A 15,934-nucleotide genomic window follows, 5' to 3' on the forward strand; every position below is an offset into this window, starting at 1 on the left:
CGCACCGGGCACCGGCGCTTTTAAAGTCACCCATGCCCACGCGGGCTAGAACGCCCGGACGACACGGCAGGGGTTGACGCCGGCCGTAACGCCGCTCACAACAACGCTCCGCGGATAACTGATACGATATAAAACCGCGAAGGACACGAACGCTCCTACCACTTGGAGGCGTTCGTGTCCTTCGCGGTTCATTTATAAATCATCAAGGAACAGCTTACTTCGAATCCTTCCACTTCTGCTTCCTGGCCAGTTTCTTTGCCGCTTTCTGTTCGCGGATGACAGCCAGTTCGGCCAGTTCCTGTTCCATCATGGCCGGCGTTTCCAGGCTGATGCGGCCGATCGTGCCGGCGCGCAGTTCGGACAATAGCAGCTTGGCGACCTTATCCATGTCTACGCGTCCGCCCGCACGCAGGCAGCCGCGATTTCTGCCGATAGTCTCCATAAGTTCCTGTTCGCCGTCCGGCAGTTGCTCGATCTGAAAACGGGCCTTCAGCAAATCGGGATAATGCCTTAACAGGTAGTCGGCCGCAAAGAAGGCGATATGCTCGTGGTTGATGGCCGTATCCTTGATTGCGCCCGTGGTCGCCAGCCGGTAGCCGCTGTTCCGGTTTTCGACATTGGGCCAGAGCACGCCGGGCGTATCCCACAGGACGATGCCGTTGCCGATGTCGATGCGTTGCTGGGTTTTGGTGATGGCCGGTTCGTTGCCGGTCTTGGCGATGGTTCGGCCGGCCAGTATGTTGATCAGCGTGGACTTGCCGACATTCGGTATGCCTACGATCAGGGCCTGTATCAGCCGGCCGCTGCTGTCCTTGCCGGGCAGCATCTTGTGACACAGGTCGGCGATCTGGCGCATTTTCTCGGGCTGTTCGATGGTCAACGCCAGAGTCTTGACGCCTTTTTCCTGCTCCAGATAGGCCTGCCACGCCTGCGTCATATCCGGGTCGGCCAAGTCGCTTTTGCTGAGCACTTTGATGCAGGGCTTGTCGCCTCGCAGTGTTTTCAGCATCGGGTTCTCGCTGCTGAACGGAATGCGCGCATCCAGAATTTCAATGATCAGGTCAACCTGCGGCAGGATGTGCTTGATCTCTTTGCTGGCCTTGTGCATATGGCCGGGATACCACTGAATAAGCATGATGTTTTTCAAATAGTTGAGGGCTGGGCGGCATTATAACAACTATCGAATCGCACCGCCGCGATGACAATGCAGCAAAAAAGGCTCATATTCAGTATCATTTGCGGCAAAAACCGATTGCTATGGCTATCCGTATGAAAACGAAGAAAGAAACAACGATAACGAGCAGTTTTTACGCCTACCTGTCAAGGCTGCGCTGGATCAAGCGCTGGGGGCTCAAGCGCAACGCGCATGACGAGAACGTCATGGAGCACAGCTGGGAAGTCTCCGTCATCGCGCATACGCTGGCCTTGATCAAAAACCGCTATTACGGCGGCAATGTCGATGCCAACGCCGTAGCGGCCGCGGCCTTGTATCACGATATCACCGAAGTGATCACGGGCGATCTGCCGACGCCGATCAAATACCATTCCGAGGAAATCAGCGCGGCCTACAAGCAGATTGAAAAACAGGCCGAGAAGGAACTGCTGAACCTGTTGCCTGCAGAATTGCAGGCCGACTTTCAGGCGCTGATTCATCATGACCGCATGCCGGAGGAGCATGTGCGCATCATCAAGGCCGCCGACAAAATCTCGGCCTATCTCAAATGCCAGGCCGAGCTGAAGGCCGGCAATGCCGAATTCGAGATGGCCGCAGCGCAGCTGGCCAAAACCATCGCAGAATCCGATCAGCCCGAAGTCATATTTTTCATGCAGGCGTTCGTGCCCAGTTGCGGCCTGACGCTGGACGGTCTCATGAAAACCTATTGAGCCGGCAACATCAAGGACAGACATGCTAAGAATTTTCCATACGGCGGACTGGCATCTCGGCCATCATTTGCATGGCGTTTCGCGCCATTTCGAACACCAGCAGTTCCTGACCTGGCTGCTGCAGGCCCTGCAGGACAGGCAGGCCGATGCGCTGATTATCGCCGGCGACATCTTCGATACGGCCAATCCCTCGGCCGCAGCCCAGGCGCAGCTTTATGAGTTTCTGGTCAAGGCCAGAACGCAGCAGCCCCATCTGGATATCGTGCTGATCGGCGGCAATCACGACTCGGCCAGCCGGCTCGATGCGCCATCCCCGATACTGAAGGCGCTGGGCGTGCATGTCGTCGGCGGCCTTGCGCGCAAGCCCGATGGCAAAATCGATTGGGAGCGCCTGATCGTGCCGCTGACCGATGCTCATGGTGCTGTCAAAGCCTGGTGCGGCGCCATGCCGTTCCTGCGCAATGCCGACCTGCCTAGCAATGACGTGGCTGATGATCCGTTGATTGCCGGTGTTAAAGACCTGTATGGGCAATTATTCGAAGCGCTTCAGCAAAAAGCCGATAACGGCGAACGCCTGATCCTGACCGGCCATTGCTATATGGTGAACGGCTGCGTGTCTGAACTGAGCGAGCGCAAGATTCTGGGCGGCAATCAGCACGCGCTGCCGGCCGATATTTTCCCTGGCGATATCGCCTATGTCGCCTTGGGCCATCTGCATCTGGCGCAAAAGATCGGCCCGCACGAGCATATTCGCTACAGCGGCTCGCCGATTCCGCTGTCATTTGATGAGGCCGGCTATCGGCATCAGGTGCTGCAGGTCGATATCGGGGACGGTCAAGTGGAAACGGCTGCCGTTCAAATTCCGCGCAGCGTCGGGATGATCCGGATTCCCGACGGCAAAGATTTTGCGGTGCTGTCCGACGTGATCGCGCAACTGAAAAGCCTGGATCTCGATAGCAGCCTGCCGATCGAACGAACTCCGTTCGTGGAACTGAGAATCCGGCTCGACAAGCCGGAACCGGGCCTGCGCCAGCAGATCGAGGAAGCCATCGCCGGACTGCCGCTGCGCCTGCTGAAAATATCGACGGCCTACCGCGGCAGTCAGCAAAGTCTGGCCGATATCGACATCGAACAGCGGCTGGAAGAACTGCAGCCGCTGGACGTTTTCCAGCGCTGCTATCAGACCCGCTACGATCAGGACGCGCCGGAAGTTTTGACGGCGCTGTTCAGCGAACTGGTCGAAAGCGTGCAGGGAGGCGACTGATGCGTATTCTGGCGATCCGCGGCAAAAACCTGGCCAGCCTGGCCGACGCGTTCGAGATTTTACTGGACGACGGCCCGCTCGCGCAGGCCGGCCTGTTCGCCATCACCGGCCAGACCGGCGCCGGCAAGAGCACGATACTGGACGCCTTGTGCCTGGCGCTGTACGACAAGATACCGCGCCTGCCGGACGGGCACGGCTTTGCGGTCGGACACAGGGACGAGGATGAAAATTTGCGCGTGACCAGCAATGACGTGCGCTCGATCCTGCGGCGCGGCACGGCCTCGGGGTTTGCCGAAGTCGATTTCATCGGCAAGGACAAGCAGGCCTACCGGGCGCGCTGGGAAGTCAGCAAGGCGCGCGGCAAGGCGACCGGCCGGCTGCAGGCGCAGGACATCACGCTGACCCATATCGCCAGCGGCCAGCGCATAGGGCAGGGCAAAAAGAGCACGCTGGAAGCGATCAGCGAAAAGATCGACCTCAATTTCGACCAGTTCCGGCGCTCGGTCCTGCTGGCGCAGGGCGATTTCGCCGCCTTCCTGAAAGCCAGAAAGGACGACCGCTCCAATCTGCTCGAGCGCATCACCGGCACCGATATCTATTCCGTGCTGTCGATCGAGGCCTTCGAACGCGCCAAGCAGGAAAAAGAAGCGCTAAGGCGCATCGAAGAACAGCTGCAGGGCCAGATGCCGCTGGCCGAGCCCGACCGTCAAGCGCTGGAGCAGGAACGCGACCAATGCATCGCGTTATTGGATGATCTGGAAAAAGCGATCAATGCCAATCAGCAAATCCTCGACTGGTATACGGCGCTGAATAGCCAGAAAGCGGCCGAGCAGGCGGCCGGCATTGCTTTCGAAAACTGCCGGCAAGCCTGGGACGCTGCCGAACCCGAACGCCTGCTGATCGAAAAAGTTGAAGCCGCGCAGCCGCTTAAACCCCTGCTGGCGCACTATGAAACGGCGATGGCCGAAGTCCTGGACGCGCAGCAAAAACTGAAAATCGGCGGCGAATTGCAGGAAGCCGCAGAACTCAGGCTGAATGCGGCCAAAAGACAGGTAGCGGCTGCCTCCGAGGCCCTGCTGGCCGCCGAGAAAAAACGGCAGGATGCCCAACCGTTATTGCTCAAAGCCCGTGAACTGGATACGCGCATCGGGATCATGCAGGCCGATATCAATGCCTTGAGTGCCGAACAGGACCGGCAGCAGGAGCAACTGGCAAACGCGCAAGCGCACCATCAGAGCTTGCTGGCGCAACAAGCCGAAAGAAACGGCCAGCTGCAGCAGCTCAACAACTGGCTGGAGGAAAATCAGGCGCTGAATCCCGTCGCGGCCGAATGGAACCGCTGGCAGGGCGAGCTGGAACGCTACCAGATGCTGACGGCGCGCAAGGCGGAGATCAAGGTCAAACTCAAGGCCTGCAAAGACACGGCCGATGGCGACGAACGCCTGATGGCCGAAACCAAAAAAGCCATCATCGAAAGCCGAGAGGAACAGGACAAGCAACAGGCAACGCTGGAACCGCTGAAACAGCAGGCCGGCCAATATTCGCTCGAAAGCCTGAGCCGGACCAAAGACGACCTCGAAATCAAGCGCGGGCAAGTCAATGCCGCCCTGAAACTGGCCCATGAAGCGCTGGCGCTGCAACAGGCTCTGACGCAGGACAGCGATAAACTGGCCGCCGTCGAGCAAACGTTGACCGATGCGGCCGAGCAACTGCAAACGGCAACCCGGCAACAGTCAACCAATGTCATCGCGCTCGAAGAGGCCAGAAAATCCCTGGCCTTGATCCAGGCCATCACGCATAAAAACGCCCAGGAATTTCGCGATCTGCTCCAGCCCGGCCAACCCTGTCCAGTCTGCGGAGCGCTCGAGCATCCCTGGCGCGATCATGACCGTATCGATACGCCGCTGGAGAACGCGCAGCAGGCCAGAGTCAGGGAACTGGAAAGCGAAAAAGTGGCGTTGATCAAATCGATCGCCGGGCTGCAAAAAATGATCGACCAGAAACAGGAACAAAAGCTAGCGCTGGCACAGCAAATGGCTCAGGCCCAGGAGAAACTGGCGGACTGCCATAACCAGTGGCGCGCTTTGGCCCTGCCTGACAAAACCAAACTGGCCCTTGCCGATGCCGGGCTTTTACCGCTGCTGGAACAGCAGGCCGAACATTTAACGGCCGAATGGGAACAGGTCAAGCAACAGGAAAAACAAGCCATAGAACTGCAAAAGCAGATCAAAACGGCTCAGGCCCTGTTCGATGCCAGCAAGCAGAAACTGGAAAGTTTGATGGGACGGCAGGCAGTGCTCGACAGCCGGCTGGCCGAAGGCAAAGCCAATCTGACCCATCTTTCAGGCCAGCTTCAGGAAACGGAAGCGCAACTGAGCGCACTGACCGGGCTGTTGCAGACGCCGTTCGCCCGGATCGACGGCTGGCAGTCCGGGCTGATGCGCGATGTCGACCGGTTCAGGCAAAGTCTGGCCGTCCAGGTCAGCCAATGGCTACAGGCGGAGCAGGATGTACAGACAGTCACTCGGGCCCTGGCTGATGCCAATCGCGAAGAAGAACTCGCTGCCCAGGCGCTGCAGCAGAGCCGGCAGCTCTGCCAGACCAAGCAGGCCGAGGCCGCGCTGAAGGCGGAAGAAAAACAGAAGCTATCGGAAGAGCGCAATGCCTTGTTGCCGGACGCCAATGGCGAGACGGTCGACAGCTACGAGCAGATGCTGAACCGTAAGGTCCAGGCAGCCAGAACCGCCTGTGAGCAGGCCGGCCATGATGCCGTTCAGGCCGAAACCGATCTGGCAGCGCAGCGGCAAAACCAGCAGCACTGGCAAGCCGAAACCGGCCGGCGCTCGGATAATCTGGAAAAGGCCCTGGCCGCGCTGAACCAGGCGCTGGCAAGGCAGGGCATCGATCTGGACGGCCTGAAACAATTGCTAGAAAAGGACGAGTCCTGGCTTAACGAGCGGAAAGCCAGCCGAGCGGCACTGGAAAAGGCGCTGCACGAATCGGCTGCGCTGTTGAAAGACAAAGCAGACGAGAGACAGCGGCACGAGATCCAGGCGCCGCTGGAGACCGAGGAACTCGCCAGGCAGATCGCCCAGGAATTGCGGCAACAGCGGCAACTATTGCATTCGCAGAAGGAAGAAAAACTGATACTGCTGCGCGAGGACGACAAGAAAATCAGCGCCGGCAGCCAGCTGAAAGCGGAGCTGGACAAGCAGCAGGCGCGCTGGCAGCAGTGGGAAAGCCTGAACGAATTGATCGGCTCGAAATCCGGTGCCAAATTCCGCAGCTTCGCCCAGAGCCTGACCCTGGAAGCCCTGCTGGCGCACAGCAACCGCCATCTCGAAGACTTCGCCAGGCGCTACCGGCTGCAGCGCGTGCCGGGCAGCGAACTGGAACTGCAGATCATCGACCGCGACATGGCCGATGACGTGCGCAGCGTGCACAGCCTGTCCGGCGGCGAAAGCTTTCTGGTCTCGCTGGCGCTGGCGCTGGGCCTGGCTTCGCTGTCCTCGAACAAGACCCAGGTCGAATCGCTGTTCATCGACGAAGGCTTCGGCAGCCTGGACCCCGAAACCCTCGACGTCGCCATCGCCAGCCTGGACACGCTGCAAGCGCTGGGCCGGAAAGTCGGCGTCATCTCGCATGTGCCGATACTGGTCGAAAGGATCGGCGCCAAGGTTGTGGTTGAAAGACAGGGCGGGGGGAAGAGCCGGGTTTTTGTAGTGGGGAATTGTTAAACAGAAGGCCATAGCTCGGAGTGGAGGGCGGCAGATCAGCTAAGCCGTCGTACGAATAGTAATTGCCTTTAAAAAATGTAAACATTTTTAATTACAAGGTTGTTTTCATCTGTTTAAGACATGCAGGATTGTGTCTGTCATTGAAATCATCCGGCGCTATGGACGCGCCGTTCAATCATCAGCCTCAATCAGGAGAACAGGTTATGAAAAACATACTTCTTATGGCAGTGACTTTATTCATGCTGGCGGCCTCTATAACCAGTCAAGCAGGGGAAGGAACTACCAATGGAACAGATACGGGGACTACCCCCGGCTTTGTGGGCTTATGGGAAGGGGTTGATCCCGAGGACGGGAGCCACATTATGATTTCGATTTCGAGCAATAATGGCGGCACACTCAAAGTGCTCCTTTACGCCACGTTCTTCACTGTATGTGATGATAGCGACAGAGGCTTTGTCCAAGGTACGGGCAACGTTTCTACAGAGGGTGCTTTAACAGTGAATGAATTCATCGTTACCTGTTTTGAACCCAGTAAGACCGTGACGCTTCCCGCCACTTTTACCAGAAATCCGGACGGCACTTTAAAATGGGATCGCTCTGCAGAACCCGCGCCGGTTCCTCCGACGGTAATTTTGCATAAAACCAGCAATTAATGGCGCTGCAATCTGTATGTACCTGCCTGTGCTGCATGGATATGGCACGGGTAACAGTCCCGAAGAACAATCTATGAAAAATATGCTCACTATGACAGTTATATTGTTCATACTTGCGGCCTCCTTGGTCAGTCGGGCACAGGCAGGGGATGTTAGTACCTTTGTTGGCTTATGGGAGGCGGTTGATCCTTTGGACGGGTCTCACACCTGGTACTTTCGATTACGAAAAATGAAGACGACACAGTCAAACTGCTCATTTATGACACATTACGTGTGATGGCAACAGAGGGACTGGCCAGGGCACGGGTGAAGTTTCGGCAGAGGGAGCTTTAAAAGTGGACGATGTCACAATTTCCTGTTTTGAAACTGGCAATACCCAGACAGCATTTACCGCTTTTACTAGAAATTCAGATGGCACTTTAAGGGAGGTCCTCTCTGCGCCATTAACTCCGTTAATAATTTATCATCGAACCAATAAATAACGCTCTCTGTAACCGGATGCCTGCGTCAGCTCAATCGGGATGACGGTATATGAAAAAAAATGCTGATTCCGTCATAGAAAGCGTGAAGGCAAGAGGAATTTTATGTTCGCACAAAGAGCGGCTCCTATCCCAAATTTAGCCTCGCTGATTATGGTTTTGGCCTTTCTGTCAGGCTGCTTCAACGGCAAGGTACAAACCGCCGCCACTGCTGAACAGCCTTATCAGTATGAGGAAACTCGCGCACTTGTTGCGTTGGTGAACGACGCGGCAGAGCTGGTTCGTACTAAAGGCGACACGGCGTTCGGCGATTTCGGCGTTCCCGGCAGCCGCTGGCGGCAGGGAGAGAATTACATCTTTGTGCTGGATCCTGAAGGAAACATGCGGGTTCATCCCGATCCTGCGCTGGAAGGCAAGAACGTGCTGGACCTGAAGGACATCAACGGAAAACCGATCATCCGGGGGCTCATCGATGTTGCCGTGACGGTTCCCAATAAACCGGAAGGCTGGTATCACTATCAATGGCCGGTGCCGGGCGGGATTCTGCCCCGCTGGAAAAGCACTTTCGTGCGGCTGGTGACGGCGCCGTCCGGCAAGAATTACATTGTCGGCAGCGGCATGTACAACGATCGCATGGAACGGTCCTTCGTTGTGGATGCGGTGAAAAATGCCGCCGGACAGATCGAGCAGCATGGCGCAATGGCTTTCAAGCGCTTCCATGATCCGACCGGTCCTTTCCTCGCCAAGGACGAGTATATTTTCGTGTTCGATATGAATGGGGTCAACCTTGTTCTGCCTCCCTTCCCGAACCTGGAGGGACACAACCTTCTGGAGCTGAAGGACACCCAGGGCAAGCAGTTGATTCGCGAGATGCTCGAAGTGGTAAAAAACCGCGGTTCCGGCTGGGTCAATTATATGTGGCCCAAGCCGGGAGAAAGCGTCTCCACCCAGAAGTCGGCTTATGTGACCAGGGCGAAAATGGGCGATCGATGGGTGCTGGTGGGCAGCGGCGTCTATCTGGCCGATGCACCCAAAGCAGCCCCAGTCGCCAGGACCATGAGCGCGCCGGAACTGATGGTACTGGTCCGGAACGGGGCGGCCGTCTTTGAAAAGCACGGCGAGCAGGCCTATCCCGAGTTCCGCAAGAAAGGGTCCAGATGGTTTCGTGATGATACCTATTTCTTTGTCTGGACAATGGACGGCACCCGAGTGTTTCATGCCGCGGAACCGGAAGGCGAAGGGAAGAACGTGCGCGGCATGAAGGATATCCTGGGCAGGCCCATCAGCCAGATGATCCTTGATGCGGTCAAGAATCCGGCAGGCGAAGGATGGATCCATTACATGTACCCCGAGCCCGGCAATATCTTCCCGACCTGGAAGTCCACATTTCTAAAGTGGGTGACTTTCCCTTCGGGGACACCGCACATCATCGGTTGCGGCATCTACAACATGCAGATGGACAAGGCTTTCATCGAGGATGTCGTCAATCGTGCCGCCAGCCTGATCGAGGAACGTGGGCAGGAAGCCTTCGGACAGCTGCGCGATAAGAGAGGCCCCTTTGTTTTTATGGACACCTACGTATTCGTTGAAACCCCGGATGGCACCGAACTGGTGAATGCCGCCTTCCCCAGCCTGGAAGGGAGGAACATCATTGACTTGAAAGATCTGAAGGGGAAAGCGTTTGCTCAGGAATCCATCGCCGCTGCCATGAAAGAAGGCAGCGCCTGGGTAGACTATTACTGGTACAAGCCCGGACAGAATACGCCCGCGCGCAAGCAGACCTTCGTGCGGAAGGTCCAGTCAGGCGAGGATATCTATATCGTCGGGTCGGGCTTCTACCTGGAAGAGTAGGCTGCACCGGCGGTCTGTGGAAAAATATGACCACCCCAATGCATCCGGACCGATGATATGCTGCTAGAAACCAGGATTCCGCTAAGTTATTTATTCAACAAGATTAAATATGATCTGTTAGTGGTGCTGGTCATATCCGGCGTGTTTCACACGCTAAAAATCGTTTTCGTCAGGCATTTGCCTGTCATCCCGTTGTCCCTGGTTACGGTCCTGGGCACGAGTATCGCCCTGCTGCTGGCCTTCAAGCTCAACCAGTCGTACGACCGCTGGTGGGAGGCGCGCAAAGTCTGGGGGGCGATCGTAAATGATTCACGTACGCTGATGCTGCAACTGCTCGGCTTCATAGCCACTGAAAAGCTGGAGGAACAGAAGGTCGGTTCACTTGTGAGACAAATGGCATACCGGCAGATCGGCTGGTGCTATAGTCTGGGCCTGTCATTGAGAAAGCAGGACCCCATGGCGAATCTGGACGGCCTGGTTGCCGCTCATGAACTGAAAGCGCTCGAAGAACAAAGCAACAAGCCGCTTTACCTGCTTTTGCGCCACATGGCCGATTTGAGAGAACTGCGTAAGCTCGGTGTGCTCAACGATTTTCAGCAAATACAGGTGCAAGGTACGATCAGCCGGCTTTGCGATTCAATGGGAAAGGCGGAAAGAATCGCGAACACGGTGTTTCCCGCCACTTACAGGAAGTATTTGCACTTTTTCATTTATATTTTTTTGATTTCGCTCTCTATCGCTCTGGTAGAGAGCGTCGGCATTTATGAAATACCTTTGCTTGTGGTGATCGCATCCACTTTTTTCCTTATTGAGAAGTCGGCAAGGCACTTGCAGGACCCGTTTTCCAACCGTCCGACCGACATAGCGGTTACCGCCATCGCACGGACGGTGGAAATCAATCTAAGGCAACTGCTGCTCGAAAAGGACATTCCCCAGGCTGTAGCGCCCGACAAATTTTATATCCTGTGATTTTTTCATCCGAAAGCAGGATCTTCATGGCTATCAGGCGAAATTCGGGCGTGCTAGGATAATTGGCCAGTTTTACGTCAATACAAATGAGGAATAGCCGTGGCTGCAAAACTTTCCGATATCATCAATGCCATTGAATTCATCAGCGCTGATCCGGCTCTCGAAAGCGAGGCGTTTTTGTCGCTGAACAGTGGAGAAATATTTATCCGTTCCCCTGATTTTGAGGAAGAACTGGAGAATTGTCCGGACGATGTTGATGATTCGGCCGAATACCTCCCGCTCCCGCACAAACATGATCTGGGCCTTGGCGTGAGGTTGGTCCATGCCTTCATTGATGAGTACCGCCCGTCCGCAAGTGATGACGTATACGCCATATTCAGGCGGCGTGGCGCCTATGCAAGGTTTAAGGATTGGGCCGATCGAGAAGGGCTGCTGGACGAGTGGCATCGTTATGAAGATGAATCGAAAACGGCAGCCGTTCGGGAATGGTGCAGCGAAAACGACATCGAATTTTCTGAATAATGGTTGCAAGAGGGGCGCAGGCATTGGGAAGGCTTGAGTTTAGCCGCTGCCGAAATCGCATTAACGGCGGGACGACAATACGCGTATAGGGCGCGGCGGCGGAGATGGCCTTCGGCGCAAGCCGAAGGCCATGATGCGGAATTATTCGCAGTTGATTACGGTATCGGCATCCCTGGCCGGGCCAGCCATGCAGGAATCTGTGCCGGTGCCGCCGTCCAGGCTGTCGGAGCCGGGACCGCCGCCGAGAAAGTCATCGCCCTGACCGCCCGATGCCGTGTCGTTGCCAGGGCCCGCGCCGAGGAAATCATCGCCGCGGTCGCCGGACCGCGTGTCGTCGCCCGGATGCGCGTGCAACGTGTCGTCGCCGTTGCCGCCGATCAGCTGATCCATGTCGCCGGCCCGTTTGCTGCCCGACAGGTAGTCATCGCCGTTGCCGCCCAATAAAATATTATTGCCGTTGCCGCCGTCGATCATGTCGTCGCCGTTGCCGCCGCAGACGATATCGTTGCCATCGCCGGCGTAGACTTCATCGCTGCCGTTGCCGGCATAGATCACATCGTCGGCGCTCGTGCCGACGATGTGATCGCTCTCACCGGTGCCGACGCAGGTAGCCGGGATGCCGTTGCACATAGGGATGTTTCCGGCAGGCGCGGCGGAAGGATCGGCGCAATTGATATCGGCGGCCCATGCCGCGGGCTGGGCCAGCATTAAAGTCAGTGCGCAGCCGGTCATTATTCTGGTTTTCATTCAATACCTCATAAATGGAGTCAATACTGCCAAACAGCCGTTTGGATACCGGCAATATTGCAGAATCTGTGCCATTTTTTAAGTATTTGAAATTATTATAAATTAATATTTTAATAATATACTGTTGCGGCATTTGCCCTGGCAGGGCAGTTTAAATAACACAGTTTTATAAAAAATGCGGTTGAATTAAGTGAATGATAACCGATGCCGAACCCAACAGGTTGCGGCATGGTCTTATAGCTATATCAGAAAATCGTCCAGCAATCGGCTGTTAAACGGATTTTGCGCGGCAACCGTCTTGTCTTCATCGGTGTTGTAGCCCCACAAGGCGAAGATGAGTTTGACGCTGGCCAGTTCATCGTTTTTTTGCACATTCAACAGGGTCGGCAGCCTGTCCTCGACAAAATGAATCGGTTGCTGCGGATGTTTTTCCAGTAATCCTTTCAAAACCTCCTGTTTGCTCATATTGCGGTCGAGGCCAAAAATATGCGCGTCGGGCAGATCAACTTGATTGGCTTTCAGTATCTGTTTGACGAAGCGCTCCTGCTTGGTCGTGATGATATACCAGATGCCTTGCTGGCCCAGCCGCCGCAGTTTGTCGCCGATGCCGGAGAATAGCGGATTCATGTCGACCCACTCGGCCAGCGCCGAGTCTATCCAGGCATCGCGTGTTTCGCCGAACAGTTTTTTCAGGTCATTGACAGTCATTTGCGCATCTTGCATCAGCGCCTGAGTTTTGCCGGCGTAATCGCTGTAGATTGCATCCGTCGTTTCGCCCAGATGCAAAAGGCGCATGGCCAGTATTGCTTCATAGCCGGTTTCGATGATCGGCCGTACCCGGCGAAACTGGTCGATCAAGGATTGCGGCGGTACAGGGCCGGGCATGTCATCCCAGATCTGGCCGGCGCATTTCCAGCCTGTTATCGCGGTTTCGACCGCGCTGTCGCAAATCACGCCGTCAAAATCAAGCGCATAGATGATGGAGTTGTTCATAAGTTTATTGTTGATGCAGCGATGGACAAGATAGCCTTGGAAAGATGCAATTCTACCTCAAATTGACCGTTGAGGCATGACGCTTGCCAATCACCGATAGTCTGCATATAAGCGCTTGACCCAGGCCGTTTTCCCGGAATAGCTCTCGCTGATCTTCTCAAGCGGTTCGGGGAATCGTTGCGGCCAATCGACGCCGTATTTTTCCGCTTTGCACAAAGGCGCCAGCAATGAAGCGACCGCCAGATCCGCACGCGTAAAGCAATCGCCGACCAGGAATTTCCGGTTCTGCAGGTGCGCATCGAGTTTGTCGATCGCTCGATCGAGCTGTTCAAGCGCTGTCTGCGAAGTGCTTTGATTGAGCTTCATCTTGTTGCGCATGGCGCTGCTCAGTTTCGGGTATATGAAGGGCATGACAAAGCGCCCATACCAGGGGCCGCCGTTGGTAAATATCGGGATCAGCATGTCCGGATGGTCCAGCAAGACATGATAACAGACCGCCCTGACCATAATGCCTATCTGTTCATCGGCAAATTTCTCCCATTCCATGGCTTCCTGCCTTAATGCCTGATTGTCAGGCGTCAGCGGCGATTCGGGAAAATGCGCATCCAGATAATCGACAATATCGCTGGAATTTTTGATTATCCTGCCGTCATGGACCAGAACAGGGAGTGACGATGAACCGCTCAGCTTCGTAGCCTTGGCCCTGTGCAGGCCGGGCAGGAGATTGACGGTCCGGTAGTCCAGTTTCTTGTAATCGAGCGCCCAGCGCACCTTTTCGCAGTAATGGGAGATAGGGAATTGATAGAGGGTCAGCATGGTGATTTTTTCCTGAAAATAATGTATTGCATTCAAATTCAAGTCTGCATCTGATGGGCATCCTTGGCCTGAGCATTGCTTTTAACGGCTAAGCTGCGTCGCAATATAAAGCAAATTCGTCAATTTATCATTAACGGTTTTTGTTTTTCGCAGGGTGTTTTGCCTGTACCATTGGACCAATAAGAAATAAAGGAGAGCGGGTGGTTGATTTGAATGATGCAATACCGCAATGCGGCCGCAATATCGCATTGACCGGCCACAGCACCAATCTGTTGGGCATTTCGACAGCTTTTCTGGCCAGCACCGATTTTAACGAACACCCTTGCGAATTGCACATACACGGCACCCGCGAAACCAATGCCGGCCTGTTCGATAAACTGGCGGAGGCACAGACCGTGGCGCAGGCAGGCGCTCTGTTTCAGGATTACATGAGCCTGGTTTTCGGCTTTGAGGACGAGCAGCGGCTTAAGGCCGATGCACAAGGCCGGCGGCGCTTCCGCAGCAGTTATCTGAGCCTGCTGCAGGATTGGAGCTTCGATTCCAACAATGCGCAAAGCGCCGTATTGAAAGGCTGGGTGGAAAGCCGCTTCGGTTTGTTGCCGACTTATCACAAGGCGCCGATCAGCGGTTTTACGACCAAGGCCTGGATGGAGTACATCCAGGACAAAATGAACAGCCGTTATCACAACAACTGTATCTACCTGCAGCTTGACCTGCTTTACGAATTTTGCCAATGGGTCGCGATGCGCTTCAACACGCCGGCAGGCAGCCATTTGACGCTGTACCGGGGCGTCAACAAACTGACAGACTGCGTGCAGGAAAAAAACGACGGCCACCGGATGATACTGCGCCTGAACAACATCGTTTCGTTTACCGATCGGTACAGCCGGGCCAGTGAATTCGGCGACTATATTATCGAAGCGAAAGTGCCGAAGGTGAAGTTGTTGTTTTTCAATGAGCTGCTGCCCCGGCACACCTTGCGAGGAGAGTCCGAATACCTCGTGATAGGCGGCAGTTATCAGGTGCAAATATCTTATTAGCCTGAATATTTTACGAAATCTATCGTTCTCACGCAGAGCGCGGGACCCCTAACAATGGGAATATACAAAATGAACTTGACGCTTAAAGACCGCGCTCTTGGCGCTTATCTGGGCTTTGCCTGCGGCGACGCGCTGGGCGCTACCGTAGAATTTATGACGCCCGAACAAATTCGCGCCGAATACGGCCTGCACCGCGACATTACCGGCGGCGGCTGGCTAAAATTGAGGCCCGGCCAGATTACCGACGACACCGAAATGTCGATCGCGCTGGCGCAGGCCATGATTGACTGCGGCGGCTGGGATCTGACGCGTGTGGCCGATTCATTCGCGGCCTGGCTACGGTCACAGCCGGTCGATATCGGCAACACCTGTCGCCGCGGCATCCGGCGCTACATTAAAACCGGAGCGCTGGCGGGTCCGGTTAACGAAGCCGAAGCCGGAAACGGCGCCTGCATGCGCAATTTGCCGGTCGCAATTGCAACGTTGGGGAACGCACCGGCCTTCGAGCGGCAAACCCTGGAGCAATGCCATCTGACGCATCATCATCCGTTGTCCGATGCGGCTGCATTGTGCCTGGGGCGGATGCTGCAAGCGTTGGTCGCCGGCGAAGGCATCGAACCCTGCCGGCAGCAGGCGATTGCCTTGATAAAAGCGCACCCCGAATTTCAATTCGATCCTTATCCGGGCCTTGCCGGCGGATATATCGTCGAGACAGTGCAAACCGTGCTTTACCATTTTTTTCATACCGATTCTTTCGAAGCGTGCCTGACCGAAACGGTCAACCGAGGCGAAGACGCCGATACCACGGGCGCACTGGCCGGCATGCTGGCCGGTGCGCACTATGGGATCGATGCCATTCCCCGGCGTTGGCTGGATCGGCTGGAGCCGGCTGTCAGCAGGACCATAGAGCGGCAGACCGAGGCCTTATTGAAGCTGAGACACTCTGGAATATAACACGTGTAGGCTGGGTTGGAGCTTT

General features: G+C 55.7%; 13 protein-coding genes. 9 read left to right on the forward strand and 4 right to left on the reverse strand.

What is annotated here, in order from left to right; all coding sequences use genetic code 11:
- Positions 1-214: 214 nt before the first annotated feature.
- Complete coding sequence (ylqF, locus tag V2P20_RS12070) at positions 215-1,135, reverse strand: ribosome biogenesis GTPase YlqF (RefSeq protein ID WP_331818628.1); 921 nt, start codon at positions 1,133-1,135, stop codon at positions 215-217.
- 134 nt (positions 1,136-1,269) lie between these two features.
- Here ylqF and yfbR point away from each other — a divergent pair, with 134 nt between their 5' ends.
- The 7 genes from yfbR to V2P20_RS12105 all read left to right on the forward strand — a co-directional run bounded on the left by yfbR (position 1,270) and on the right by V2P20_RS12105 (position 11,359).
- Entirely contained in the window at positions 1,270-1,884 is a 615-nt protein-coding gene (gene yfbR / locus V2P20_RS12075) for a 5'-deoxynucleotidase (RefSeq protein ID WP_331818630.1), read from the forward strand.
- Positions 1,885-1,906: 22 nt separating this feature from the next.
- A complete protein-coding gene (locus V2P20_RS12080; protein WP_331818632.1) occupies positions 1,907-3,148 on the forward strand; it encodes an exonuclease SbcCD subunit D C-terminal domain-containing protein in 1,242 nt (413 codons plus the stop codon).
- Positions 3,148-6,885 carry an AAA family ATPase gene (locus V2P20_RS12085; protein ID WP_331818634.1) on the forward strand — a complete coding sequence of 1,246 codons (3,738 nt, stop codon included), beginning with the start codon at positions 3,148-3,150 and terminating at the stop codon, positions 6,883-6,885. The genes V2P20_RS12080 and V2P20_RS12085 overlap by 1 nt, the downstream gene beginning before the upstream one ends.
- 203 nt (positions 6,886-7,088) lie before the next feature.
- A complete protein-coding gene (locus V2P20_RS12090) occupies positions 7,089-7,538 on the forward strand; it encodes a hypothetical protein (RefSeq protein WP_331818636.1) in 450 nt (149 codons plus the stop codon).
- A gap of 584 nt (positions 7,539-8,122) precedes the next feature.
- Complete coding sequence (locus V2P20_RS12095; RefSeq protein WP_331818638.1) at positions 8,123-9,868, forward strand: cache domain-containing protein; 1,746 nt, start codon at positions 8,123-8,125, stop codon at positions 9,866-9,868.
- A 57-nt stretch (positions 9,869-9,925) separates the two neighbouring features.
- Positions 9,926-10,837 carry a bestrophin family ion channel gene (locus V2P20_RS12100; protein ID WP_331818640.1) on the forward strand — a complete coding sequence of 304 codons (912 nt, stop codon included), beginning with the start codon at positions 9,926-9,928 and terminating at the stop codon, positions 10,835-10,837.
- A gap of 99 nt (positions 10,838-10,936) precedes the next feature.
- Positions 10,937-11,359, forward strand: coding sequence for a UPF0158 family protein (locus V2P20_RS12105; RefSeq protein WP_331818642.1), 423 nt, complete (start codon positions 10,937-10,939; stop codon positions 11,357-11,359).
- A gap of 141 nt (positions 11,360-11,500) precedes the next feature.
- Here V2P20_RS12105 and V2P20_RS12110 read toward each other — a convergent pair whose 3' ends face one another.
- From V2P20_RS12110 to V2P20_RS12120, 3 genes are all read right to left on the reverse strand, one after another.
- Positions 11,501-12,106 (reverse strand): calcium-binding protein, encoded by a 606-nt coding sequence (locus tag V2P20_RS12110; protein ID WP_331818644.1) that lies wholly within the window; start codon positions 12,104-12,106, stop codon positions 11,501-11,503.
- 240 nt (positions 12,107-12,346) lie between these two features.
- Entirely contained in the window at positions 12,347-13,099 is a 753-nt protein-coding gene (locus tag V2P20_RS12115; protein WP_331818646.1) for an HAD family hydrolase, read from the reverse strand.
- A gap of 90 nt (positions 13,100-13,189) precedes the next feature.
- A complete protein-coding gene (locus V2P20_RS12120; RefSeq protein WP_331818648.1) occupies positions 13,190-13,951 on the reverse strand; it encodes a glutathione S-transferase family protein in 762 nt (253 codons plus the stop codon).
- 164 nt (positions 13,952-14,115) lie between these two features.
- Here V2P20_RS12120 and V2P20_RS12125 point away from each other — a divergent pair, with 164 nt between their 5' ends.
- Positions 14,116-14,955 carry an NAD(+)--dinitrogen-reductase ADP-D-ribosyltransferase gene (locus V2P20_RS12125; protein WP_331818650.1) on the forward strand — a complete coding sequence of 280 codons (840 nt, stop codon included), beginning with the start codon at positions 14,116-14,118 and terminating at the stop codon, positions 14,953-14,955.
- Positions 14,956-15,024: 69 nt separating this feature from the next.
- A complete protein-coding gene (gene draG / locus V2P20_RS12130) occupies positions 15,025-15,909 on the forward strand; it encodes an ADP-ribosyl-[dinitrogen reductase] hydrolase (RefSeq protein ID WP_331818652.1) in 885 nt (294 codons plus the stop codon).
- Positions 15,910-15,934: the final 25 nt, after the last annotated feature.

This window comes from Methylobacter sp. Wu1, assembly GCF_036553575.1.
GTDB lineage: Bacteria > Pseudomonadota > Gammaproteobacteria > Methylococcales > Methylomonadaceae > Methylobacter.

Coding starts and splice junctions, on each gene's coding strand:
- V2P20_RS12115 (WP_331818646.1), bottom strand. CDS start 13,099: ATGAACAACTCCATCATCTATGCGCTTGATTTTGACGGCGTGATTTGC.
- V2P20_RS12110 (WP_331818644.1), bottom strand. CDS start 12,106: ATGAAAACCAGAATAATGACCGGCTGCGCACTGACTTTAATGCTGGCC.
- ylqF (WP_331818628.1), bottom strand. CDS start 1,135: ATGCTTATTCAGTGGTATCCCGGCCATATGCACAAGGCCAGCAAAGAG.
- V2P20_RS12090 (WP_331818636.1), top strand. CDS start 7,089: ATGAAAAACATACTTCTTATGGCAGTGACTTTATTCATGCTGGCGGCC.
- yfbR (WP_331818630.1), top strand. CDS start 1,270: ATGAAAACGAAGAAAGAAACAACGATAACGAGCAGTTTTTACGCCTAC.
- V2P20_RS12100 (WP_331818640.1), top strand. CDS start 9,926: ATGCTGCTAGAAACCAGGATTCCGCTAAGTTATTTATTCAACAAGATT.
- V2P20_RS12080 (WP_331818632.1), top strand. CDS start 1,907: ATGCTAAGAATTTTCCATACGGCGGACTGGCATCTCGGCCATCATTTG.
- V2P20_RS12095 (WP_331818638.1), top strand. CDS start 8,123: ATGTTCGCACAAAGAGCGGCTCCTATCCCAAATTTAGCCTCGCTGATT.
- V2P20_RS12085 (WP_331818634.1), top strand. CDS start 3,148: ATGCGTATTCTGGCGATCCGCGGCAAAAACCTGGCCAGCCTGGCCGAC.
- draG (WP_331818652.1), top strand. CDS start 15,025: ATGAACTTGACGCTTAAAGACCGCGCTCTTGGCGCTTATCTGGGCTTT.